Here is a 23,940-nt window from a genome sequence, read left to right as displayed (position 1 = left end):
CGGCTTCAGCGGGCGTCTTTCTTCGCGTTGGCCAGAACGAAGGCGCAGGCAAGACTGCCAAGGCTTGTCGCCAGGATGATGAAACCCATCGGGCGAGGGGTGCCGTCTGCAAGGATGCCTACCAGCAGCGAACTGAAGATCCCGCTGCCGTATTGCAGGCCGCCGGTCAGCGCCGATACGGCGCCGCTGCGTTCGGGCGCGAGTTCCATGGCTCCGGCGATGGAGTTTGCCACGATCAGCCCGGTCGCCGAAATATAGAAGAACAGCGTCACCACCAGACCGATGAGCCCGAACGCATCGGTTGTCGCGGCAAAGGCGATGCACGCGGCGGACAGCGCGGCGAGCAGGCAGCCCGCCATCAGCATGCGATCGGTGCCGAAGCGATGAACAAACCGTGCGTTGGCCATGTTGCTGGCCATGATGCCGATCACGCCAAGGCCGAACAGCAGCCCGTAATATTGCGGTGGCAAGTGGTGATAGGTGATATAGGCGAAGGGCGATCCGGCGACATAGGCGAACATCCCGGCATAGAAAAACGCGCCCATCCCGATATACGCGAGAATGCTGCGGTTCTTCAGCAAGGTGGCGTAACCGGTCAGGGCGCGGATCAGCGGCACGTCATGGCGTCGCGATACCGGCAAGGTCTCGGGCAATGTCGTGATGGCGTATGTCGTCACGAGGCCGACGGCCACCAGCAGCCAGAAGATCGCGCGCCAGCCTGCCACCAGCAATACCTGCCCGCCCACGAAGGGCCCAATCAGAGGTGCCACCGCCATGATGGTCATCAGTGTGGACATCATGCTGGCGGCGCGGGTGCCCTGATAGAGGTCGCGCACCATGGCTCGCCCCAGCACGACGCCCGCAGATGCGCCGATGGCCTGAAGTATGCGCGCGGCGATCACCGCCCAGATCGTTGTCCCCAGCGCACAGCCCGCTGATCCCAGCGCAAACAGGGCGATGCCCAGCAGCACCGGGATGCGGCGCCCGTGGCGATCACCCACCGGCCCCCAGACCAGTTGCCCAAGGCTGAAGCCGATCAGATAGCTGGTGACGGTCCATTCGGTGGTGCCGACATCGGCGTGCAGCGCATGGGCCATGGCAGGCATGGCAGGGAGATAGAGGTCGGTCGAGATCGACGCGAAGCCCATCAGCGCGCTGAGAATGCCGAGCACGCGCCAGCCATGGGAGGTGACGGCGGGCTCGGATGTACCGGGTGCCTGAGAGGGAGCGGAAGCAGCCTGTGTCATGGGATATGTGGTCATCGTATCGGATGGGGGAGAGGGCTGGTGCCGCCAAATTCGGCTATGCCGAATTTCCAAACGGGCTCTCAGCGTTCAGCCTCGCCGGCCAGATAGTCCTCGTCGCTGACATGCTCCAGCCAGTCGACCGCGCGGCCTTCGAATATCTCGGCGATGGCGACATGGGTCATGGCCGTGGTGGGCGTGGCGCCATGCCAATGGCGATGACCCGCAGGGCAGCAAATGACATCGCCTGCGCGGATCTCGACTTTGGGTTCGCCTTCGCACTGCCTCCATCCCGTGCCTGAGGTTACGAGCAGAATCTGGCCGAGCGGATGGGTGTGCCAGGCCGTACGGGCGCCGGGCTCGAAGGTGACGATGGCGCCGCCTGCGCGCCCCGGCGCCATAGCCTGGAACGGGGTGTCGATGCGGACCTGCCCGGTGAAGTATTCGGCTGGCCCCTTGACCGAGGGCTGGGTGCCGTTGCGGATCAGTTTCATGGTGATATTCCTTTGGTTATGGGAGGTTCGGCCGGCGAGAGAAGGGCCGGGGAAGGCAGAGGTCTCGATCGCCGGCCGGGACGATCAGCGCCCCACGCGCCCCGCGATGGAGGCTGGGTAGCGATCGCCCGCAACAGGAAAGGCTGCGAGTGTGCGGCCGATGCCGGCAAGGTCGTTTTCGTCGAGGTCGAGCCGCGCAGCGCCAAGGTTCTCGTCAAGGCGATGGCGTTTCGTGGTGCCGGGAATCGGAACGATGGAAGGGCTTTGCGCCAGCAGCCAGGCGATTGCGATCTGCGCCGGGGTAGCGTCGTGGTGCGCCGCGATGGCCTTCAGTTCCTGCACCAGCGCATCGTTGGCCCTGCGGTTCGCTTCCTCGAAGCGCGGCACCACGGCCCGGAAATCGTCTTCGCCGAAGGTGGTCTGGGCATTGATCGCACCTGTCAGGAAGCCTTTGCCGAGCGGGCTGAACGGCACGAAGCCGATCCCGAGTTCAGCACAAAGCGGCAGGATCTGCGCTTCGGGTTCGCGCCACCACATCGAATATTCGCTCTGGAGCGCGGTAACGGGCTGTACCGCATGGGCGCGGCGGATGGTTTCGGCACCGGCTTCGGACAGGCCGAAATGCCGCACCTTGCCCTCGGCGATGAGATCGCGCACCGTTCCTGCCACATCTTCGATCGGCACGTTCGGATCGACGCGGTGCTGGTAGAACAGGTCGATATGATCGGTTCCCAGGCGCCGGAGCGAGGCTTCGGCCACGGCGCGGATCGTTTCCGGTCGGCTGTCGAGCCCGCTGGCGGGCTTGCCGTCGATGAAACCGAACTTCGTGGCGATCACGACGTCGTTCCGAACGTCGGCCAGCGCCTTGCCGACCAGTTCCTCGTTGGCATAGGGGCCATAGGCCTCGGCCGTGTCGAAGAACGTGACGCCGCCGTCATAGGCGGCACGGATCAGGGCCATGCCATCGGCTTCGCTGACCGCAGGTCCATAGCCGTAGCTTAAACCCATGCAGCCCAGCCCGATGGCCGAGACCTGCAATTCATCAATTCCAAGGCTTCTTGTCTGCATGGCTGCATCTCCTGTCGTGGCGCATGTCATGGCCGCGATCTTGCAGGCGAGGAGATAGATTGCATCCGGCTGCACGATTAGTGCATAATTATGGCATGGCTCTATTAACAGGAATCATCAATGCAGCGCGATGACCTGATCGACCTGAACGCCTTCATCGCGGTGGCGGAGGAGCGCAGTTTCACCAAGGCTGCCAACCGGATGGGGCTGTCGCAGTCCGCGCTCAGCCACAAGCTGCGGCGTCTGGAGACGCGGCTGGGCGTGCGATTGCTGTCGCGCACGACGCGCAGCGTATCGCCTACCGACGTCGGAGAACGCCTGCTGGCAGGGCTCATTCCTGCCTTCGCGCAGATCGAGGGCGAGCTTGACCAGATCGGCGAATTGCGTGAACGGCCTTCCGGTTTGATCCGTATCACCGCCCCCTCGCATGCCAGCAAGACCGTGCTGTGGCCTGCCGTCGCTGGGCTCATGCGCGATTACCCCGAGATCGAGGTCGAGATCAGCGTCGATTCCGGCCTGCGGGACATCGTTGCAGATCGTTTCGATGCCGGTGTGCGTCTGGGCGAGCAGGTGGCGCGGGACATGATCGCGGTAAGGATCGGACCGGACCTGCGTATGGCGGCAGTGGCGGCGCCCGGTTATTTTACACAGCATGGCTATCCCGTCGTTCCGCAGGATCTGGCCGGCCACCGCTGCATCAATCTGCGCATGGTGACATCGGGGGGGCTCTATGCCTGGGAACTGGAGCGGGAGAGCCGCGAGCTGAACGTGCGGGTCGAAGGCAGTTTCACGTCGAACAATGTCGATCTGATCATCCAGGCGTCGCTGGACGGTTTCGGTATCTGCTTCGTGCCGGAGGATTACGTCGCGCAATATGTTGCGGCAGGGCGATTGGAGAGGGTGCTGGAAGACTGGACGCCGCCGTTTACCGGCTACCACCTCTATTATCCCAGCAGGCGTCAGCCCAAGGCCGCTTTCACGCTGCTGGTGGAGGCCCTGCGCTTTCGCGGCTGAGCCTCCGTTTGATTTGCATTTTCATTCCGATATCGGGGAAATTCTACCCGAGGAGGATATATGTTCTTCAAGGGGCGTCCGGTGATCTTTCGTATGTAGCCCTTGATCGGAAAGGGATAGGGATTCTCGATTTTACACTGCCGTACGGTTCGAAAGTCCAGTCTCGCTCATGCCAAGTAAAATGGGAAGGACGACGATCGCTACGAATGCAATCATCATGCCGGGAACCAAAGGAGCGCTTAGCTTATCACTCAGCAGTTGCGCGGTGTAAGGTGCGAGTCCCCCGAAAATGGCTGTGGCGCCAGTAGCGCCGATGGCCAGTCCGCTGAGCCGGCTTGCAGTGGGAAAAAGCTCTGCGGTTGTCACTGCGCCGACGGCACTGACAGCGCCGCCAAGCACGGCCAGAAGTAGAACCGAGCCCAAGATCAGACTGGAACTGTTTCCGCTCATTGTGGCGAAGAGGGCGATGGGCAGCGGGATTGCGCAAAGGCACACCGTGAGAAGGACGGGTCTGCGCCCGATCCGGTCAGCGGCGATGCCGACCAATGGCGTTATCGCAATCACGGCGAGCGCGGCTGCCGTGGAGAGCCGCAAGGCGGCGACTTCCTGCATTCTGCCGATATGGGTCAGGAATGTGGGGACGTAGGTTATGCCGATGTAATAGGTGATCGAACCCAGCGCGGAGATGGCAAAGCCCTGGGCAATCGCCCGGCGATGATGGCGCAGGGCGTCGAATAACGGGTTACGTGGCGTGCGACCGGTTGCGACCTGCTGCTGGAACGTTGGAGTTTCCTCGATGAACGAACGAGCGATCCAAAGTCCCACTGCAAGCAGGGCGCCAAGGAAAAAGGGTATGCGCCAGCCCCAGTCGGTCAGCGCCTGCGGGCTCATGAGGCTGACCGTGATGGTGCAGACGGCCGCTGCCAGCAGTCCGCCAACTTCGCTCGCCGCTGCGGCAAGGGACGTGACAAGGCCTCGGCGATGGGAAGGTGCGCTTTCCAGCAGATACGCGACCACGCCGGTATATTCACCGCCGACCGAGAACCCCATCGCACAGCGCAGAACGACCAGCAGAATGCCCGCCATATGGCCTATCATCGCACGGGTCGGCAGGCAGGCGGTGGCCAGCATGGCAAGGCTCATCAATCCCATGGAGATCAGCATCATGCGCCGACGACCGAAGCGATCGCCGATATGGCCGAACACCGCGGCGCCCAGAGGACGCATGAGATAGGCCACCGCGAAGCCCCCCAATGTGGAGGCAAGAGCGGCGTTGCCCTGACCGAAGAACACGCGGGAAATCACCGTTGCGAAGTAGAGGTAAAGCGTGAAATCGTACCATTCGACGATTGTCGACAGCGCCGCGACGATGATCGACATTTTCGAAACGCTGGCGGCCTCGTGCGTCGTCATGCCCGGCCATGGGCCTTGCGCTCAAGGCGGCGTTGCAGAAAGGCCAGAACGACGGCTTCTTCCGGGCGCAGGGTCGTGACATCTTCGCGCAGTTCCGTCTCAACGGCGTTTCTGGTTTCGAGCACCAGTTCGTTGTTCAGGTAACTCTCGAAGATCTCGGGGTGGATATAGCACTTGCGGCAAACAGTAGGCGTATTGCCCAACCGGGCGGCGACGGCTTCGATCGCGCTGCGGACATTGCGCTTGGCAGCAGCCTCGCTATCCACCTTTTCGTATTCCGCCAGCGCCATTGCGGCGAGCACGGTTCCGTTCCAGGTGCGGAAATCCTTCGCGGTGATCCGGGGGCCGGATATCTCTCCCAGATAGGTATTGATATCGCCGGAAGTCACTTCGCATTCCTGCCCATCTTCGTCGATATACTGGAACAGGTGCTGGCCCGGCAGGTCCTGGCTGCGTTTGACGATCGCGGCAATGCGCCGGTCTTTCAGTTTCAGGTTCCACTGCTTGCCGCTCTTGCCCTTGAAACGGAAGCGCAGTTCCGAGCCGTTCACCGTGACGTGGCGATCGCGCAGCGTGGTCAGGCCATAGCTCTTGTTCTGTCTGGCGTAATCGCTGTTGCCGATGCGGATCATCGTGCTCTCCAGCAGGTGAACCACGGCGGCGAGAACTTTCTCTTTGGGCAGGCCGCGCCGGGAGAGATCGGACGCGATACGGCTGCGGATGGCCGGCAAGGCCCGCGCGAAATCGAGCATGTGCTCGTATTTCGTGCTGTCGCGGACTTCGCGAAAAAGCGGATGATAGCGGTATTGCTTGCGGCCCTTCGCGTCCCGTCCGGTTGCCTGCAGGTGGCCGTTGGGGCGGGAACATATCCAGACATCGGTATAGGCGGGCGGAACGGCCAGAGCCGCCAGCCGTTGCAGTTTCTTCTCGTCCTTTATCAGATGGCCTCGGGTGTCGTGGTAGCGAAAGCGCCCGCGATAGGGTGTGCGGGTTATGCCTTTGCTCTCGTCCGAGACGTAGATGAGCCCCGCGTTTTCCGCAGCTTCGCGGGGATCGACGATGCCGCCGTCATACCGCTGTTCCGATTTTCCTGCCTTGGCCATACATGCTCAAGGCGTAACGGCGCGTCGCGTTCCTTAGCCTAGGACCGGCCGTGCGATTTTCATTGCCCACACTGCTTAGATGTCTTTCCGCCTTTGCAGAATCCGGCCACAGGCGCGCTTGATGTCCGCACGATGCGTTGCCCACGATGCCATGATCATGCGGAAGGCGTCCGGGGACATGACTTGTTCCTGTGCCCCTGCTTCATTGGATGTGGTGTGAGGGTTCATGCGTGGAACATCTCGGATCGCGGTTGTGATTGTCGCGATCGTAACATGATGCACGCGTGAGCGGTTCCGCTATGTGGCTCTGCCAGCCCTTCTTATGGAGCAATCCATCGCACAAAGGCGCCGAGTGACAGAATGTTGAGCAGGGCATGCATCTTATCCGGCCCCTTGCCGTTACGAAGGCATGGCGACTGTACTGGAAACATCGCGCGCGCCCCGCAGCGCCGCGCTTGAGCGCTTTCGGGCGGTAAGGGCGCTTTCGCAGGCACTTGCCGAGCCGCTCTCGGACGCCGATGCCACGGTACAGTCGATGCCGGATGCCTCCCCTGCGAAGTGGCATCTGGCGCACACCACCTGGTTCTTCGAGACTTTCGTGCTGCGCGATCACGTTTCGGGATATCGCCTGTTCGATGCGGACTGGGCCTTTCTGTTCAATTCCTATTACGAGGCAGAAGGGCCACGGCACGCGCGTCCGCTGCGCGGCATGCTTACGCGCCCCTCTCTGGCAGCGGTGCTGGATTACCGCCATCATGTCGATCGGGAGATGGAGCGGCTGCTGGAACGGGACGACCTTTCGGATCTGATCACGCTTGGTCTCAATCATGAGCAGCAGCATCAGGAATTACTACTGACCGACATCAAGCATGCGCTGTCGCTGAACCCGCTTGCGCCTGCCTATTCTTCCGTATCGACGCCCCGCACCTGTGTTGTCGATGTCGACGATTGGTGGCGCTGCGATGGAGGGATCAGGTCGATCGGGCATTCCGGCGAGGGTTTCGGCTTCGACAACGAAGGTCCGCGCCATCAGGTGGTGATTGAGCCCTTTGCGCTTGCGCGGCGGCTCGTCACGAATGGCGAATGGGCCGAGTTCATTACGGATGGCGGCTATCGCAATCCGGCGCTGTGGCTGTCCGATGGCTGGGCATGGATCAACGCGCAGGAGATCGAGGCGCCGCTCTACTGGCGCGACGAGCAGGCGTTCACGCTCGCTGGGATGCAACAGCGCCTGCCCGATGCGCCGGTCGCCCACATTTCGTTTTACGAGGCCGATGCCTACGCGACGTGGGCGGGCTACCGCCTGCCGACCGAATTTGAGTGGGAAGTGATGGCCGGCGATCACGATCCCCAGGCCGGTATTCAACTGGACACAGCAGAAGCCGTGGCGCCGTCAGGTTCGTCGGGGCTGTTCGGGGACTGCTGGCAGTGGACCCGCTCGGCCTATCTTCCCTATCCGCGCTTCCGACCGGCGGCAGGCGCAGTAGGCGAATACAACGGCAAGTTCATGTCGGGCCAGTGCGTGCTCAAGGGCGCCAGTTGCGCGACGCCGCGCGGCCATTCGCGCGCCAGTTACCGCAATTTCTTCCCCCCGAGAAACGCTGGCAGTTCACCGGCCTGCGCCTGGCAAAGGACATCTAGACCATGGCTACCGCAGTACACGATCTGATCGACACCGATCGCGACCTTTTGCGCGCGCAGTTCCGTCGCGATGTCCTGACCGGTCTGGCCCAGCGGCAAAAGGCTATCCCCGCGCGATGGTTCTATGACCATCGTGGCAGCGAACTTTTCGAGGCCATCACCCGTCTTCCCGAATACTATCCGACCCGGACCGAGGCGGGCATCCTGATGGCGCATGCGCCCCGGATCGGACGCATGGTGGGGTCGCGCCACCATGTCATGGTCGAGTTCGGTGCAGGCAGCGCAACGAAGACACCGTTGCTGCTCGACGCGATCTGGACAGCGGCCTACGTTCCCATCGATATCTCCGGCGACTTTCTGGAGGAGGCCTGCGCTGCACTGGCGCAACGTTACCCCGATCTGCCGATCCATCCGGTGGAAGGCGACTTTGGCACGCCGACCCGCCTGCCACCCGAAGTGGAGGGCCATCCGCGCCTCGGTTTTTTCCCCGGCTCCACCATCGGCAACATGGAGCCGATGGCGGCGGCGGATCTGCTGCGCGCGATGCGAAGCACACTGGGTGAGGATAGCCTGCTGCTGATCGGCTTCGACCGGATCAAGGCAACGACCGAACTGGTCTCGGCCTATGACGATGGCCAAGGCATCACCGCGGAATTCAATCTCAATCTCGCGTGCCGGATCAATCGGGAACTGGGCGGTAACATGCCGCTGGAAAGCCTTGCGCACCGGGCGGTCTGGAACGACGAGCGCGCCCGGATAGAGATGCATATCGAGGCGCTCGATCCCATCCGCTTCGATGTCTGCGGACGTCGCTTCACGATGCAGGCGGGAGAGACCATCCACACCGAAAATAGCCACAAGTACGACCCGCGCAGTGCCAACACGTTGCTGCTTGCTGGAGGCTGGGAGCCGCTGCACTGCTTTGGAGATGCAGAGGACAAGTTCATGGTGATCCTCGCCCGCGCCATCGGCAACGAACAGACCGCCTGAATTGATAAGAGCGCCGGTAGCGGGCGCTCGCCGGGTCTATCGTGCGGTTTTGCCTATCTTGCGGTTTTGAGCGCCCGGTACAGCGCGCGGAAATGCGGCTGTTTCGCTGCCAGACGTGCCGTGATGTCAGGTTCCGGGTCGATGCGTGCGCTGACGGGGCCGGGTTTCGCGATACTGGCGATGTCGTCTTCCCCCAGCGCCAGTCGGGCAAGGTGTGCGGCGCCCAGCGCCGGGCCGACGGCAGCGCCTTCATGCCAGACGAGGGGGCGGTCGAGTGCGCCCGCGATGATCCTGCCCCACAGGGCCGAGCGCGAGCCGCCGCCCGCCATCGACAGGCTGGTGATCCGCTCCCCGTTCGCCTCCAGCGCATCGAGACCATCGCGCAGGCCCATCGCCACCCCTTCGAGGATGGCAAGGGCAAGGTCTGCCCGAGCTGTCGCGCCGGTCATGCCGAGCCACGCCCCGGTGGCATCGGGATCGGCATGGGGAGAGCGCTCGCCGGAAAGATAGGGCAGGAAGATCACCCCGGATCGCGGATCAGCCTCCTCCGCTTCCTGAAGCAGTGCGGGAACATCGGCAAAGCCAAGAACACGCGCGCCCCAGTCCAGACAGGCGGCGGCTGACAGCATCACGGTCATGCGGTGCCAGGTGTCCGGAATGGCATGCGCGAAGGCGTGAATGCCGTGCGATACGTCCGGCTGGAAGCCATCCGAAACACTGAAGATCACGCCGGAAGTGCCCAGCGACAGGAACGCCTGCCCCGGTCGCACAACGCCCAGCCCGACCGCGCCCGCCGCATTGTCTCCGGCGCCGCCTGCCACCGGCACGCGGTCCATGCCCCAGCGGGCGGCAACCTCTGCGGTCAGGCGTCCGGATGGCGCGCTGCCCTCCACAAGCTCCGGCATCGCGCTGCGGGTGAGCCCGCAGGCTTCCAGCATGGCGTCGGACCACTGGCGGGCGCGAACGTCGAGCCACAGCGTGCCGCTGGCATCCGACATGTCGGACACCCGCTCACCGGTCATTTTCAACCGCAGCCAGTCCTTGGGCAGCAGGATGCCTTGCGTGGCGGCGAAGACATCGGGTTCGTGCTCTGCCAGCCACAACAGCTTTGGGGCAGTAAAACCGGCAAGGATCGCATTGCCGGTGATCGCGCTGGCATGCGGTTCGCGCTCCAGCAGCGCAGCGCATTGCGGCCCGGCGCGGCCATCGTTCCACAGGATCGCGGGGCGCAGCACCCGGTCGGCCTTGTCCAGCACCACCGCGCCGTGCATCTGCCCGGACAGGCCGATCCCGCGCACCTTGCCGCGCAGACCGGCATCGAGTTCGCCGATCGCGGCCTCGGTGGCAGCCCACCAGTCGGCCGGGCTCTGCTCCGACCACAACGGCTGCGGGCGCGACACGTCGAGCCGCGCAGTCGCCTGCGCGACGACGATCCCGCCATCGTCGACGATCACCGCTTTGACGCCCGAGGTGCCCAGGTCGATCCCGAGATACATGTCCAAGTCCTTGTTACTGCTGCCCCGAGCGGTATCATGATAGCAACGCATGATGGAGCCGAAAGGCCGCACGGGCGTTGCAAAGAAACGCAAACCTGCCGGGAAGAGGTATTTCGCTCATGGCCATCACCGTCACGCCGTCCTCGGTGCCCTCGCCTGACGGGAAGGGGCCGTCGCTCGCTAATCGCGGCCTGCTGGCGTGTATCGTCACCACGGCACTGGCGGGACTGCTGTTCGGGTTCGACACGGCGGTGATCTCCGGTACGACGGAATCGCTTCGGCGGGTCTATGCGCTCGACGATGTGTGGCTGGGTGTCACGGTGTCCTCGGCGCTGTGGGGCACGCTGGTCGGCGCGCTCACGGCAGGCATTCCCGGAGACCGCTTCGGCAGCCGTAACACGTTGCGTATCCTGGCGATCTTCTACGTGGTCGGCGGCCTAGGCTCGGCAATGGCGTGGGACTGGGGTTCGCTGATCGTCTTTCGTGTGATCGCCGGGCTGGCGGTGGGCGGTTCTTCGGCATTGGCGCCGGTCTATATCGCCGAGATTGCGCCGTCCTCGCGCCGGGGCGGACTGGTCGCCTCGTTCCAGTTCATGGTGATCTTCGGTATTCTGGCAGCTTACGTCTCCAACGCGGTGATCGCCGGAATGGACATCGGCGCGGACGACTGGCGCTGGAAGTTCGGCGTTTCCGCCGTGCCCGCTGCCGTGTTCCTGATCCTGCTGCTGCGCATCCCCAACAGCCCGCGCTGGCTCCTGGCCAAGGGGCGCGAAACCGAGGCACGTGAAGCCTTCGTCCATGTCGGTCTCGGCGATGCGGGCGCCGATGCGGAAATCGCGGCGGTCCGCGAAGCCCTGATCGAGCGACCGAGCGGGGCGAAGCTCTCGTGGTCGCGCCACCGCAAGCCGATCCTGCTGGCCTTCATGGTCGGTCGCAGCGTTCAACCAGCTTTCGGGTATCAACGCGCTGCTCTATTACCTCAACGACATCTTCGCGAAGGCTGGCGGAAGTCTTTCACCCGATCTTCAGGCGATCATCATTGGCGTGGTCAAGGCCGTGTTCACGGCTGTTGGCATGGCGCTGATCGACCGGCTGGGGCGGCGCACGCTGCTGCTGATCGGCTCGGCGGGGATGGGGGCGTGCCTTGTCGTTGCAGGCCTTGCGATGAGCGGCCTGCTGCCCGGATGGATCGTGCTGCCCGCGCTGATCGGCTTCATCGCCTTCTTTGCGCCCAGCACCGGGGCGGTCATCTGGGTCTATATCTCGGAAGTCTTCCCCACCAGCGTTCGCAGCCGGGGCAGCGCGATCGGCGCCTCGACGCACTGGGGTTTCGATGCGGTGATCGCAGCCGCGTTCCCGGCCATTGCGGCGGTGTCCGGCGGCCTGCCGTTCTTCTTCTTCGCCGCGATGATGGCGGCGCAGTTCTGCCTCGTGCTGTTCTACTTCCCGGAAACTAAAGGTGTTCCTCTGGAGGAAATGGAGCGGCGTCTCGGGGTGTCGAAGGATTGATTGTAATCATGGGTATAGCGCAGCAGGGCCGTTGAACGTCTTCTCGGCGCGCGCAAATCGCACGGTAAGGGAGATATGGCGGCAAGAACCACCTCTCGCGTGGCGATAGCACTGTTCTATGCGACGGCAGGAAGCCTGCATTTGTTTGTGCCGGAGCCGTTCGTCTCAATTGTGCCGTCCTGGGTTCCGGAACCGGCTCTGACTGTTCTGTTCACAGGACTGGCTGAGATTGCCGGTGCTGCTGGTATGGTACAGCCTTGGAGTGGTACCCTTCGTATTCTGGCAGGATGGGGGCTTGCCGCTTACGCGCTATGTGTCTGGCCAGCCAATGTTCAGCACATGCTTCTGGATATTGCACGTCCGGATCATGGCCTGGGTCTTGTCTATCATGTGCCCCGGCTGGCTTTGCAGCCCGCTCTGATGTGGTGGCCGCTGTGGTCGGTGGGTGTAATATCGTGGCCTTTTCGGAATTGCTGACCCTATCCTGACCGGTCGTGCAGAAACTGCGAGGTGGAGAATGATCCTGCTGGATGCTCGCAAGGGAGCCATTCAACCCTCTTCACCTTAAGGAAAATAGCTCTCATGTGAGCAGGCCCGATGACCAAGCGACTGACATCGCTGGTCAAGCTGACACTCAAGCCTGACCGTGTTCCTGAATTTCGCGATCGCTACGATGGCTGTCCAACGCCATCCCGCACGGGCGCGGACCTCAGGTGCAAATTTGTTCGTCGTCTTGCTGGCATCGGCTCTACTTTCTCAGAAGGTTGAGCCTCTGGCAAACCCGGTGGGGGATGCATGCTCGTTCTTTGCTTCTGTCTAGCCGATCGTCTGGCTGCTCTCAGGCAGAAAACCCAATTATCTCAGAGTGCAGATTTTCCAGACCGCCTCTCTTTAAATTGATTCCGATATCGGAGCGTTCCCGTGTGTCTGCTTGCTGAAGGCGTTGGGTTTGTGCCTGCCTGCGCGGCAGGCGCGTGCGCCTAATCAAGCGTCCGCAAATCCCGCGCAAATGCAGTTTCACAGGCATGTGAGCAGAAGGGAAATGCCATGGTTGCGCAGATCACGGATAAGGCCAGCGGTAAGACGCATGATGTTCCGGAAGAAGCCATCCACCTTGATCACCCAAGTGTCGTTAAGCTGCACATAAATCACGGCGATGTCGTTGCCATGAGCCGTGACGGCAACGACCTGATAATTCAGTTGCGTTCGGGCAAGAGCATTCGCATCGTCGATTTCTATAACGACTTCGCGGGCGCAGGACAAAGTGATGTTGTCTTTGAAGATCAGGATGGGCACGCTTGGGGCGTTTCCCACGATCTCCACCCTCACCTCTACGAACTTCAGGATACTAATGACCTTGGGGCAGGTGCTGCTGTAGCCGGGGAAGGTGGCGGGGGCGGTGGTCTTGGTATTCTTCTTCCGGTTCTAGGTGTGCTTGGAGGAGGTGGCTTGATCGCAGGATTATCCGGCGGTGGTCATAAATCCTCAGGGCAGGATACCAGCGTTGCCCTTCCGGGCTGGCGCTGGAGAGCGACACCGGGACCTCTGCGAGCGATCACGTGACGAGCGATGGCACGGTCTTGGTCAGCGGCCTGGAAGATGGGGCGAGCTACGAGTACTCCACCGACGGCGGCACCACCTGGGTGGCAGGGACCGGCACCAGCTTCACGCTGGGCGAGGGGACTTATGCCGACGTGCAGGTGCGCCAGAGCGATGCGGCGGGCAATGTGAGCGCGGCGGCCTCGCTGGGCGCGGTCACGGTGGATACGAGCGCGGCGGCACCGGTGGTGGCGCTGGCGAGCGATACGGGTACCTCGAACAGCGATGGCATCACCAGCGACGGCACCGTCACGGTGAGCGGGCTGGAAGACGGGGCGACCTACGAGTACTCCACCGATGGCGGCACCACGTGGATTGCGGGCACGGGCACCAGCTTCGAGCTGGCGGCAGGCACCTATACCGATGTCGAAGTGCGCCAGACCGATGTTGCGGGCAATGTCAGCGAGGCGGCGTCGCTTGGCAGCGTGACGGTGCTGACGCCCCCGACCGGGGATCTGACGGCGGTGCTGGCGAACGACACCGGGGTCTCGGCCAGCGATGGGGTGACCAGCGACGGCACAGTGACGGTCGGCGGGATCGCGGCGGGCTCGACCTACGAGTACTCGACCGACGGCGGGGCGACGTGGCAGGCGGGCACCGGAGAGACCGGGACGGGCGGTGCGAGCTTCACGCTGCCCGAGGGCACTTACAGCGACGTGCAGGTGCGCGAGGTGGATGCCGCAGGCAATCCCGGCGCGCCGACCTCGCTGGGCGGGGTGACGGTGGATACGGGCGCGCCCGATGCGCCGCAGGCCGGGCTGGTGCAGGATACCGGCATCTCGGATGCCGATCAGATCACCAGCAACGGCACGGTCGCGGTCAGCGGCCTGGAAGCCGGGGCGACCTTCGAATACTCCACCGACGGCGGCACGACCTGGGTGGCGGGGACCGGCACCAGCTTCACGCTGGGCGCGGGCACGTACGAGGACGTGCAGGTTCGCCAGATCGATGTGGCGGGCAATGTCGGCGAGGCGAGCTCGCTGGGCAGCGTGACGGTCGATGTGAGCGCGGCAGCGCCCACGCTGGCGCTGGAGAGCGACACCGGGACCTCTGCGAGCGATCACGTGACGAGCGATGGCACGGTCTTGGTCAGCGGCCTCGAGGATGGCGCGAGCTACGAGTACTCCACCGACGGCGGCACGACCTGGGTGGCCGGCACCGGCACCAGCTTCACGCTGGGCGAGGGGACTTATGCCGACGTGCAGGTGCGCCAGAGCGATGCGGCGGGCAATGTGAGCGCGGCGGCCTCGCTGGGCGCGGTCACGGTGGATACGAGCGCGGCGGCACCGGTGGTGGCGCTGGCGAGCGATACCGGGACCTCGAACAGCGATGGCATCACCAGCGACGGCACGGTCACGGTGAGCGGGCTGGAAGACGGCGCGACCTACGAGTACTCGACCGATGGCGGCACCACGTGGATTGCGGGCACGGGCACCAGCTTCGAGCTGGCGGCAGGCACCTATACCGATGTCGAAGTGCGCCAGACCGATGTTGCGGGCAATGTGAGCGAGGCGGCGTCGCTGGGCAGCGTGACGGTGCTGACGCCCCCGACCGGGGATCTGACGGCGGTGCTGGCGAACGACACCGGGGTCTCGGCAAGCGACGGGATCACCAGCGACGGCACAGTGACGGTCGGCGGGATCGCGGCGGGCTCGACCTACGAGTACTCGACCGACGGCGGGGCGACGTGGCAGGCGGGCACCGGAGAGACCGGGACGGGCGGTGCGAGCTTCACGCTGCCCGAGGGCACTTACAGCGACGTGCAGGTGCGCGAGGTGGATGCCGCAGGCAATCCCGGCGCGCCGACCTCGCTGGGCGGGGTGACGGTGGATACGGGCGCGCCCGATGCGCCGCAGGCCGGGCTGGTGCAGGATACCGGCATCTCGGATGCCGATCAGATCACCAGCAACGGCACGGTCGCGGTCAGCGGCCTGGAAGCCGGGGCGACGTACGAATACTCCACCGACGGCGGCACGACCTGGGTGGCAGGGACCGGCACCAGCTTCACGCTGGGCGCGGGCACGTACGAGGACGTGCAGGTTCGCCAGATCGATGTGGCGGGCAATGTCGGCGAGGCGAGCTCGCTGGGCAGCGTGACGGTCGATGTGAGCGCGGCAGCGCCCACGCCGGCGCTGGAGAGCGACACCGGGACCTCTGCGAGCGATCACGTGACGAGCGACGGCACGGTCGTGGTCAGCGGCCTCGAGGACGGGGCGAGCTACGAATACTCGGTCGATGGCGGCACGACCTGGGTGGCCGGGACCGGCACCAGCTTCACGCTGGGCGAGGGGACTTATGCCGATGTGCAGGTGCGCCAGAGCGATGCGGCGGGCAATGTGAGCGCGGCGGCCTCGCTGGGCGCGGTGACGGTGGATACGAGCGCGGCGGCGCCGGTGGTGGCGCTGGCGAGCGATACCGGGACCTCGAACAGCGATGGCATCACCAGCGACGGCACGGTCACGGTGAGCGGGCTGGAAGACGGCGCGACCTACGAGTACTCGACCGATGGCGGCACCACGTGGATTGCGGGCACGGGCACCAGCTTCGAGCTGGCGGCAGGCACCTATACCGATGTCGAAGTGCGCCAGACCGATGTTGCGGGCAATGTCAGCGAGGCGGCGTCGCTTGGCAGCGTGACGGTGCTGACGCCCCCGACCGGGGATCTGACGGCGGTGCTGGCGAACGACACCGGGGTCTCGGCAAGCGACGGGATCACCAGCGACGGTACGGTGACGGTCGGCGGGATCGCGGCAGGCTCGAGCTACGAGTACTCGACCGATGGCGGGGCGACGTGGCAGGCGGGCACCGGAGAGACCGGGACGGGCGGTGCGAGCTTCACGCTGCCCGAGGGTACTTACAGCGACGTGCAGGTGCGCGAGGTGGATGCCGCAGGCAATCCCGGCGCGCCGACCTCGCTGGGCGGGGTGACGGTGGATACCAGCGCCCCTGCCGAACCGCTGGCGGCGCTGGTGCAGGATACCGGCATCTCGGATGCCGATCAGATCACCAGCAACGGCACGGTCGCGGTGAGCGGTCTGGAAGCCGGGGCGAGCTTCGAATACTCCACCGACGGCGGCACGACCTGGGTGGCGGGCACCGGCACCAGCTTCACGCTGGGGCGGGCACGTACGAGGACGTGCAGGTTCGCCAGATCGATGTGGCGGGCAATGTGGCGAGGCGAGCTCGCTGGGCAGCGTGACGGTCGATGTGAGCGCGGCAGCGCCCACGCCGGCGCTGGAGAGCGACACCGGCACCTCTGCGAGCGATCACGTGACGAGCGACGGCACGGTCACGGTCAGCGGCCTCGAGGACGGGGCGAGCTACGAATACTCGGTCGATGGCGGTACGACCTGGGTGGCAGGCACCGGCACCAGCTTCACGCTGGGCGAGGGGACTTATGCCGACGTGCAGGTGCGCCAGAGCGATGCGGCGGGCAATGTGAGCGCGGCGGCCTCGCTGGGCGCGGTCACGGTGGATACGAGCGCGGCGGCACCGGTGGTGGCGCTGGCGAGCGATACCGGGACCTCGAACAGCGATGGCATCACCAGCGACGGCACCGTCACGGTGAGCGGCTCGAGACGGTGCGACCTACGAGTACTCGACCGATGGCGGCACCACGTGGATTGCAGGCACGGCACCAGCTTCGAGCTGGCGGCAGGCACCTATACCGATGTCGAAGTGCGCCAGACCGATGTTGCGGGCAATGTGAGCGAGGCGGCGTCGCTTGGCAGCGTGACGGTGCTGACGCCCCCGACCGGGGATCTGACGGCGGTGCTGGCGAACGACACCGGGGTCTCGGCAAGCGACGGGATCACCAGCGACGGCACAGTGACGGTCGGCGGGATCGCGGCAGGCTCGAGCTACGAGTACTCGACCGATGGCGGGGCGACGTGGCAGGCGGGCACCGGAGAGACCGGGACGGGCGGTGCGAGCTTCACGCTGCCCGAGGGTACTTACAGCGACGTGCAGGTGCGCGAGGTGGATGCCGCAGGCAATCCCGGCGCGCCGACCTCGCTGGGCGGGGTGACGGTGGATACAGCGCCCCTGCCGAACCGCTGGCGGCGCTGGTGCAGGATACCGGCATCTCGGATGCCGATCAGATCACCAGCAACGGCACGGTCGCGGTCAGCGGTCTGGAAGCCGGGGCGACCTTCGAATACTCCACCGACGGCGGCACGACCTGGGTGGCGGGACCGGCACCAGCTTCACGCTGGGCGCGGGCACGTACGAGGACGTGCAGGTTCGCCAGATCGATGTGGCGGGCAATGTCGGCGAGGCGAGCTCGCTGGGCAGCGTGACGGTCGATGTGAGCGCGGCAGCGCCCACGCTGGCGCTGGAGAGCGACACCGGGACCTCTGCGAGCGATCACGTGACGAGCGACGGCACGGTCGTGGTCAGCGGCCTCGAGGATGGCGCGAGCTACGAATACTCGACCGATGGCGGCACGACCTGGGTGGCCGGGACCGGCACCAGCTTCACGCTGGGCGAGGGGACTTATGCCGATGTGCAGGTGCGCCAGAGCGATGCGGCGGGCAATGTGAGCGCGGCGGCCTCGCTGGGCGCGGTGACGGTGGATACGAGCGCGGCGGCGCCGGTGGTGGCGCTGGCGAGCGATACCGGGACCTCGAACAGCGATGGCATCACCAGCGACGGCACGGTCACGGTGAGCGGGCTGGAAGACGGCGCGACCTACGAGTACTCGACCGATGGCGGCACCACGTGGATTGCGGGCACGGGCACCAGCTTCGAGCTGGCGGCAGGCACCTATACCGATGTCGAAGTGCGCCAGACCGATGTTGCGGGCAATGTCAGCGAGGCGGCGTCGCTTGGCAGCGTGACGGTGCTGACGCCCCCGACCGGGGATCTGACGGCGGTGCTGGCGAACGACACCGGGGTCTCGGCAAGCGACGGGATCACCAGCGACGGTACGGTGACGGTCGGCGGGATCGCGGCAGGCTCGAGCTACGAGTACTCGACCGATGGCGGGGCGACGTGGCAGGCGGGCACCGGAGAGACCGGGACGGGCGGTGCGAGCTTCACGCTGCCCGAGGGCACTTACAGCGACGTGCAGGTGCGCGAGGTGGATGCCGCAGGCAATCCCGGCGCGCCGACCTCGCTGGGCGGGGTGACGGTGGATACGGGCGCGCCCGATGCGCCGCAGGCCGGGCTGGTGCAGGATACCGGCATCTCGGATGCCGATCAGATCACCAGCAACGGCACGGTCGCGGTCAGCGGCCTGGAAGCCGGGGCGACGTACGAATACTCCACCGACGGCGGCACGACCTGGGTGGCAGGGACCGGCACCAGCTTCACGCTGGGCGCGGGCACGTACGAGGACGTGCAGGTTCGCCAGATCGATGTGGCGGGCAATGTCGGCGAGGCGAGCTCGTGGGCAGCGTGACGGTCGATGTGAGCGCGGCAGCGCCCACGCCGGCGCTGGAGAGCGACACCGGGACCTCTGCGAGCGATCACGTGACGAGCGACGGCACGGTCGTGGTCAGCGGCCTCGAGGATGGCGCGAGCTACGAGTACTCCACCGACGGCGGCACGACCTGGGTGGCCGGCACCGGCACCAGCTTCACGCTGGGCGAGGGGACTTATGCCGATGTGCAGGTTCGCCAGAGCGATGCGGCGGGCAATGTGAGCGCGGCGGCCTCGCTGGGCGCGGTGACGGTGGATACGAGCGCGGCGGCGCCGGTGGTGGCGCTGGCGAGCGATACCGGGACCTCGAACAGCGATGGCATCACCAGCGACGGCACCGTCACGGTGAGCGGGCTGGAAGACGGGCGACCTACGAGTACTCCACCGATGGCGGCACCACGTGGATTGCGGGCACGGGCACCAGCTTCGAGCTGGCGGCAGGCACCTATACCGATGTCGAAGTGCGCCAGACCGATGTTGCGGGCAATGTCAGCGAGGCGGCGTCGCTTGGCAGCGTGACGGTGCTGACGCCCCCGACCGGGGATCTGACGGCGGTGCTGGCGAACGACACCGGGGTCTCGGCCAGCGATGGGATCACCAGCGACGGTACGGTGACGGTCGGCGGGATCGCGGCAGGCTCGAGCTACGAGTACTCGACCGATGGCGGGGCGACGTGGCAGGCGGGCACCGGAGAGACCGGGACGGGCGGTGCGAGCTTCACGCTGCCCGAGGGCACTTACAGCGACGTGCAGGTGCGCGAGGTGGATGCCGCAGGCAATCCCGGCGCGCCGACCTCGCTGGGCGGGGTGACGGTGGATACGGGCGCGCCCGATGCGCCGCAGGCCGGGCTGGTGCAGGATACCGGCATCTCGGATGCCGATCAGATCACCAGCAACGGCACGGTCGCGGTCAGCGGCCTGGAAGCCGGGGCGACGTACGAATACTCCACCGACGGCGGCACGACCTGGGTGGCAGGGACCGGCACCAGCTTCACGCTGGGCGCGGGCACGTACGAGGACGTGCAGGTTCGCCAGATCGATGTGGCGGGCAATGTCGGCGAGGCGAGCTCGTTGGGCAGCGTGACGGTCGATGTGAGCGCGGCAGCGCCCACGCCGGCGCTGGAGAGCGACACCGGGACCTCTGCGAGCGATCACGTGACGAGCGATGGCACGGTCTTGGTCAGCGGCCTCGAGGATGGCGCGAGCTACGAGTACTCCACCGACGGCGGCACGACCTGGGTGGCCGGGACCGGCACCAGCTTCACGCTGGGCGAGGGGACTTATGCCGACGTGCAGGTGCGCCAGAGCGATGCGGCGGGCAATGTGAGCGCGGCGGCCTCGCTGGGCGCGGTCACGGTGGATACGAGCGCGGCGGCACCGGTGGTGGCGCTGGCGAGCGATACGGGACCTCGAACAGCGATGGCATCACCAGCGACGGCACCGTCACGGTGAGCGGGCTGGAAGACGGGCGACCTACGAGTACTCCACCGATGGCGGCACCACGTGGATTGCGGGCACGGGCACCAGCTTCGAGCTGGCGGCAGGCACCTATACCGATGTCGAAGTGCGCCAGACCGATGTTGCGGGCAATGTCAGCGAGGCGGCGTCGCTTGGCAGCGTGACGGTGCTGACGCCCCCGACCGGGGATCTGACGGCGGTGCTGGCGAACGACACCGGGGTCTCGGCCAGCGATGGGTGACCAGCGACGGCACAGTGACGGTCGGCGGGATCGCGGCGGGCTCGACCTACGAGTACTCGACCGACGGCGGGGCGACGTGGCAGGCGGGCACCGGAGAGACCGGGACGGGCGGTGCGAGCTTCACGCTGCCCGAGGGCACTTACAGCGACGTGCAGGTGCGCGAGGTGGATGCCGCAGGCAATCCCGGCGCGCCGACCTCGCTGGGCGGGGTGACGGTGGATACGGGCGCGCCCGATGCGCCGCAGGCCGGGCTGGTGCAGGATACCGGCATCTCGGATGCCGATCAGATCACCAGCAACGGCACGGTCGCGGTCAGCGGCCTGGAAGCCGGGGCGACCTTCGAATACTCCACCGACGGCGGCACGACCTGGGTGGCGGGACCGGCACCAGCTTCACGCTGGGCGCGGGCACGTACGAGGACGTGCAGGTTCGCCAGATCGATGTGGCGGGCAATGTCGGCGAGGCGAGCTCGCTGGGCAGCGTGACGGTCGATGTGAGCGCGGCAGCGCCCACGCTGGCGCTGGAGAGCGACACCGGGACCTCTGCGAGCGATCACGTGACGAGCGATGGCACGGTCTTGGTCAGCGGCCTCGAGGATGGCGCGAGCTACGAGTACTCCACCGACGGCGGCACGACCTGGGTGGCCGGCACCGGCACCAGCTTCACGCTGGGCGAGGGGACTTATGCCGACGTGCAGGTGCGCCAGAGCGATGCGGCGGGCAATGTGAGCGCGGCGGCCTCGCTGGGCGCGGTCACGGTGGATACGAGCGCGGCGGCACCGGTGGTGGCGCTGGCGAGCGATACCGGGACCTCGAACAGCGATGGCATCACCAGCGACGGCACGGTCACGGTGAGCGGGCTGGAAGACGGCGCGACCTACGAGTACTCGACCGATGGCGGCACCACGTGGATTGCGGGCACGGGCACCAGCTTCGAGCTGGCGGCAGGCACCTATACCGATGTCGAAGTGCGCCAGACCGATGTTGCGGGCAATGTGAGCGAGGCGGCGTCGCTGGCAGCGTGACGGTGCTGACGCCCCCGACCGGGGATCTGACGGCGGTGCTGGCGAACGACACCGGGGTCTCGGCAAGCGACGGGATCACCAGCGACGGCACAGTGACGGTCGGCGGGATCGCGGCGGGCTCGACCTACGAGTACTCGACCGACGGCGGGGCGACGTGGCAGGCGGGCACCGGAGAGACCGGGACGGGCGGTGCGAGCTTCACGCTGCCCGAGGGCACTTACAGCGACGTGCAGGTGCGCGAGGTGGATGCCGCAGGCAATCCCGGCGCGCCGACCTCGCTGGGCGGGGTGACGGTGGATACGGGCGCGCCCGATGCGCCGCAGGCCGGGCTGGTGCAGGATACCGGCATCTCGGATGCCGATCAGATCACCAGCAACGGCACGGTCGCGGTCAGCGGCCTGGAAGCCGGGGCGACGTACGAATACTCCACCGACGGCGGCACGACCTGGGTGGCAGGGACCGGCACCAGCTTCACGCTGGGCGCGGGCACGTACGAGGACGTGCAGGTTCGCCAGATCGATGTGGCGGGCAATGTCGGCGAGGCGAGCTCGCTGGGCAGCGTGACGGTCGATGTGAGCGCGGCAGCGCCCACGCTGGCGCTGGAGAGCGACACCGGGACCTCTGCGAGCGATCACGTGACGAGCGACGGCACGGTCGTGGTCAGCGGCCTCGAGGATGGCGCGAGCTACGAGTACTCCACCGACGGCGGCACGACCTGGGTGGCCGGCACCGGCACCAGCTTCACGCTGGGCGAGGGACTTATGCCGATGTGCAGGTTCGCCAGAGCGATGCGGCGGGCAATGTGAGCGCGGCGGCCTCGCTGGGCGCGGTGACGGTGGATACGAGCGCGGCGGCGCCGGTGGTGGCGCTGGCGAGCGATACGGGTACCTCGAACAGCGATGGCATCACCAGCGACGGCACCGTCACGGTGAGCGGGCTGGAAGACGGGGCGACCTACGAGTACTCCACCGATGGCGGCACCACGTGGATTGCGGGCACGGGCACCAGCTTCGAGCTGGCGGCAGGCACCTATACCGATGTCGAAGTGCGCCAGACCGATGTTGCGGGCAATGTCAGCGAGGCGGCGTCGCTTGGCAGCGTGACGGTGCTGACGCCCCCGACCGGGGATCTGACGGCGGTGCTGGCGAACGACACCGGGGTCTCGGCAAGCGACGGGATCACCAGCGACGGCACAGTGACGGTCGGCGGGATCGCGGCGGGCTCGACCTACGAGTACTCGACCGACGGCGGGGCGACGTGGCAGGCGGGCACCGGAGAGACCGGGACGGGCGGTGCGAGCTTCACGCTGCCCGAGGGCACTTACAGCGACGTGCAGGTGCGCGAGGTGGATGCCGCAGGCAATCCCGGCGCGCCGACCTCGCTGGGCGGGGTGACGGTGGATACGGGCGCGCCCGATGCGCCGCAGGCCGGGCTGGTGCAGGATACCGGCATCTCGGATGCCGATCAGATCACCAGCAACGGCACGGTCGCGGTCAGCGGCCTGGAAGCCGGGGCGACGTACGAATACTCCACCGACGGCGGCACGACCTGGGTGGCAGGGACCGGCACCAGCTTCACGCTGGGCGCGGGCACGTACGAGGACGTGCAGGTTCGCCAGATCGATGTGGCGGGCAATGTCGGCGAGGCGAGCTCGCTGGGCAGCGTGACGGTCGATGTGAGCGCGGCAGCGCCCACGCTGGCGCTGGAGAGCGACACCGGGACCTCTGCGAGCGATCACGTGACGAGCGACGGCACGGTCGTGGTCAGCGGCCTCGAGGATGGCGCGAGCTACGAGTACTCCACCGACGGCGGCACGACCTGGGTGGCCGGCACCGGCACCAGCTTCACGCTGGGCGAGGGGACTTATGCCGATGTGCAGGTTCGCCAGAGCGATGCGGCGGGCAATGTGAGCGCGGCGGCCTCGCTGGGCGCGGTGACGGTGGATACGAGCGCGGCGGCGCCGGTGGTGGCGCTGGCGAGCGATACGGGTACCTCGAACAGCGATGGCATCACCAGCGACGGCACCGTCACGGTGAGCGGGCTGGAAGACGGGCGACCTACGAGTACTCCACCGATGGCGGCACCACGTGGATTGCGGGCACGGGCACCAGCTTCGAGCTGGCGGCAGGCACCTATACCGATGTCGAAGTGCGCCAGACCGATGTTGCGGGCAATGTCAGCGAGGCGGCGTCGCTTGGCAGCGTGACGGTGCTGACGCCCCGACCG

The 23,940-nt window shown here is 66.0% G+C and carries 20 protein-coding genes and 2 pseudogenes; 16 read left to right on the top strand and 6 right to left on the bottom strand.

What is annotated here, in order from left to right:
• Window positions 1-5: 5 nt before the first annotated feature.
• The 3 genes from CI805_RS11705 to CI805_RS11695 form a co-directional block, all read right to left on the bottom strand.
• A complete protein-coding gene (locus CI805_RS11705; protein WP_260923493.1) occupies window positions 6-1,262 on the bottom strand; it encodes a multidrug effflux MFS transporter in 1,257 nt (418 codons plus the stop codon).
• A gap of 65 nt (window positions 1,263-1,327) precedes the next feature.
• Window positions 1,328-1,738, bottom strand: coding sequence for a cupin domain-containing protein (locus tag CI805_RS11700; RefSeq protein WP_260923490.1), 411 nt, complete (start codon window positions 1,736-1,738; stop codon window positions 1,328-1,330).
• 84 nt (window positions 1,739-1,822) lie between these two features.
• Window positions 1,823-2,806: an aldo/keto reductase gene (locus tag CI805_RS11695; protein ID WP_260923489.1), complete on the bottom strand. Its 984-nt coding sequence runs from the start codon at window positions 2,804-2,806 to the stop codon at window positions 1,823-1,825.
• A 120-nt stretch (window positions 2,807-2,926) separates the two neighbouring features.
• Between CI805_RS11695 and CI805_RS11690 the strand changes: the two genes are divergently transcribed.
• On the top strand, window positions 2,927-3,820 hold the full coding sequence (locus CI805_RS11690; protein ID WP_260923486.1) for a LysR family transcriptional regulator: 894 nt from the start codon (window positions 2,927-2,929) through the stop codon (window positions 3,818-3,820).
• A gap of 132 nt (window positions 3,821-3,952) precedes the next feature.
• Here the strand turns inward: CI805_RS11690 and CI805_RS11685 are convergent, their stop codons facing one another.
• Together CI805_RS11685 and CI805_RS11680 are read right to left on the bottom strand one after the other, a co-directional pair.
• Window positions 3,953-5,233 (bottom strand): MFS transporter, encoded by a 1,281-nt coding sequence (locus CI805_RS11685; RefSeq protein ID WP_260923483.1) that lies wholly within the window; start codon window positions 5,231-5,233, stop codon window positions 3,953-3,955.
• A complete protein-coding gene (locus CI805_RS11680) occupies window positions 5,230-6,336 on the bottom strand; it encodes a DNA topoisomerase IB (protein WP_260923480.1) in 1,107 nt (368 codons plus the stop codon). Before CI805_RS11680 ends, CI805_RS11685 begins: the two co-directional genes overlap by 4 nt.
• A 409-nt stretch (window positions 6,337-6,745) precedes the next feature.
• Here CI805_RS11680 and egtB point away from each other — a divergent pair.
• Window positions 6,746-7,977: pseudogene (gene egtB, locus CI805_RS11675) on the top strand (ergothioneine biosynthesis protein EgtB).
• 3 nt (window positions 7,978-7,980) lie between these two features.
• Window positions 7,981-8,967, top strand: coding sequence for an L-histidine N(alpha)-methyltransferase (gene egtD, locus CI805_RS11670; RefSeq protein WP_260923478.1), 987 nt, complete (start codon window positions 7,981-7,983; stop codon window positions 8,965-8,967).
• 53 nt (window positions 8,968-9,020) lie between these two features.
• On the opposite strand, the gene xylB is transcribed toward egtD, so the two are convergent.
• Window positions 9,021-10,463, bottom strand: coding sequence for a xylulokinase (gene xylB, locus CI805_RS11665; protein WP_260923475.1), 1,443 nt, complete (start codon window positions 10,461-10,463; stop codon window positions 9,021-9,023).
• A gap of 119 nt (window positions 10,464-10,582) precedes the next feature.
• Here xylB and CI805_RS11660 point away from each other — a divergent pair.
• The 13 genes and pseudogenes from CI805_RS11660 to CI805_RS11600 all read left to right on the top strand — a co-directional run.
• A pseudogene (locus CI805_RS11660) lies at window positions 10,583-11,332 on the top strand (MFS transporter); the annotation flags it as partial.
• A gap of 88 nt (window positions 11,333-11,420) precedes the next feature.
• Complete coding sequence (locus tag CI805_RS11655; RefSeq protein WP_313958550.1) at window positions 11,421-11,972, top strand: MFS transporter; 552 nt, start codon at window positions 11,421-11,423, stop codon at window positions 11,970-11,972.
• 75 nt (window positions 11,973-12,047) lie between these two features.
• Complete coding sequence (locus CI805_RS11650) at window positions 12,048-12,449, top strand: DoxX family protein (RefSeq protein WP_260923473.1); 402 nt, start codon at window positions 12,048-12,050, stop codon at window positions 12,447-12,449.
• Between the two features lie 570 nt (window positions 12,450-13,019).
• Window positions 13,020-13,535: a BapA/Bap/LapF family prefix-like domain-containing protein gene (locus CI805_RS11645; protein WP_260923471.1), complete on the top strand. Its 516-nt coding sequence runs from the start codon at window positions 13,020-13,022 to the stop codon at window positions 13,533-13,535.
• Window positions 13,532-17,869 carry a hypothetical protein gene (locus CI805_RS11640; RefSeq protein WP_260923468.1) on the top strand — a complete coding sequence of 1,446 codons (4,338 nt, stop codon included), beginning with the start codon at window positions 13,532-13,534 and terminating at the stop codon, window positions 17,867-17,869. Before CI805_RS11645 ends, CI805_RS11640 begins: the two co-directional genes overlap by 4 nt.
• Entirely contained in the window at window positions 17,806-18,972 is a 1,167-nt protein-coding gene (locus tag CI805_RS11635; RefSeq protein WP_260923466.1) for an Ig-like domain-containing protein, read from the top strand. The genes CI805_RS11640 and CI805_RS11635 overlap by 64 nt, the downstream gene beginning before the upstream one ends.
• A complete protein-coding gene (locus CI805_RS11630) occupies window positions 18,960-19,511 on the top strand; it encodes a hypothetical protein (RefSeq protein WP_260923464.1) in 552 nt (183 codons plus the stop codon). Before CI805_RS11635 ends, CI805_RS11630 begins: the two co-directional genes overlap by 13 nt.
• Window positions 19,454-20,443 carry a hypothetical protein gene (locus tag CI805_RS11625; protein WP_260923462.1) on the top strand — a complete coding sequence of 330 codons (990 nt, stop codon included), beginning with the start codon at window positions 19,454-19,456 and terminating at the stop codon, window positions 20,441-20,443. Before CI805_RS11630 ends, CI805_RS11625 begins: the two co-directional genes overlap by 58 nt.
• A 112-nt stretch (window positions 20,444-20,555) precedes the next feature.
• Window positions 20,556-20,690, top strand: coding sequence for a hypothetical protein (locus CI805_RS11620; protein WP_260923461.1), 135 nt, complete (start codon window positions 20,556-20,558; stop codon window positions 20,688-20,690).
• On the top strand, window positions 20,687-21,175 hold the full coding sequence (locus CI805_RS11615; RefSeq protein ID WP_260923459.1) for a hypothetical protein: 489 nt from the start codon (window positions 20,687-20,689) through the stop codon (window positions 21,173-21,175). Before CI805_RS11620 ends, CI805_RS11615 begins: the two co-directional genes overlap by 4 nt.
• Complete coding sequence (locus CI805_RS11610; RefSeq protein WP_260923457.1) at window positions 21,112-21,714, top strand: Ig-like domain-containing protein; 603 nt, start codon at window positions 21,112-21,114, stop codon at window positions 21,712-21,714. The genes CI805_RS11615 and CI805_RS11610 overlap by 64 nt, the downstream gene beginning before the upstream one ends.
• Window positions 21,711-22,520: an Ig-like domain-containing protein gene (locus tag CI805_RS11605; RefSeq protein ID WP_260923455.1), complete on the top strand. Its 810-nt coding sequence runs from the start codon at window positions 21,711-21,713 to the stop codon at window positions 22,518-22,520. The genes CI805_RS11610 and CI805_RS11605 overlap by 4 nt, the downstream gene beginning before the upstream one ends.
• Entirely contained in the window at window positions 22,484-23,920 is a 1,437-nt protein-coding gene (locus CI805_RS11600) for a hypothetical protein (RefSeq protein ID WP_260923452.1), read from the top strand. The genes CI805_RS11605 and CI805_RS11600 overlap by 37 nt, the downstream gene beginning before the upstream one ends.
• The last annotated feature ends 20 nt before the right edge of the window (window positions 23,921-23,940 follow it).

It is taken from the genome of Novosphingobium sp. 9 (genome assembly GCF_025340265.1).
GTDB lineage: Bacteria > Pseudomonadota > Alphaproteobacteria > Sphingomonadales > Sphingomonadaceae > Novosphingobium.
The sequence above is the reverse complement of the archived record's forward strand: the minus strand, read 5'-3'. Positions and strand labels throughout refer to the sequence as shown.

Bases quoted from the DNA above. Each gene is read 5' to 3' on its own strand.
- CI805_RS11705 (WP_260923493.1), bottom strand. From the start codon at position 1,262: ATGACCACATATCCCATGACACAGGCTGCTTCCGCTCCCTCTCAGGCA.
- CI805_RS11700 (WP_260923490.1), bottom strand. From the start codon at position 1,738: ATGAAACTGATCCGCAACGGCACCCAGCCCTCGGTCAAGGGGCCAGCC.
- CI805_RS11695 (WP_260923489.1), bottom strand. From the start codon at position 2,806: ATGCAGACAAGAAGCCTTGGAATTGATGAATTGCAGGTCTCGGCCATC.
- CI805_RS11690 (WP_260923486.1), top strand. From the start codon at position 2,927: ATGCAGCGCGATGACCTGATCGACCTGAACGCCTTCATCGCGGTGGCG.
- CI805_RS11685 (WP_260923483.1), bottom strand. From the start codon at position 5,233: ATGACGACGCACGAGGCCGCCAGCGTTTCGAAAATGTCGATCATCGTC.
- CI805_RS11680 (WP_260923480.1), bottom strand. From the start codon at position 6,336: ATGGCCAAGGCAGGAAAATCGGAACAGCGGTATGACGGCGGCATCGTC.
- egtD (WP_260923478.1), top strand. From the start codon at position 7,981: ATGGCTACCGCAGTACACGATCTGATCGACACCGATCGCGACCTTTTG.
- xylB (WP_260923475.1), bottom strand. From the start codon at position 10,463: ATGTATCTCGGGATCGACCTGGGCACCTCGGGCGTCAAAGCGGTGATC.
- CI805_RS11650 (WP_260923473.1), top strand. From the start codon at position 12,048: ATGGCGGCAAGAACCACCTCTCGCGTGGCGATAGCACTGTTCTATGCG.
- CI805_RS11645 (WP_260923471.1), top strand. From the start codon at position 13,020: ATGGTTGCGCAGATCACGGATAAGGCCAGCGGTAAGACGCATGATGTT.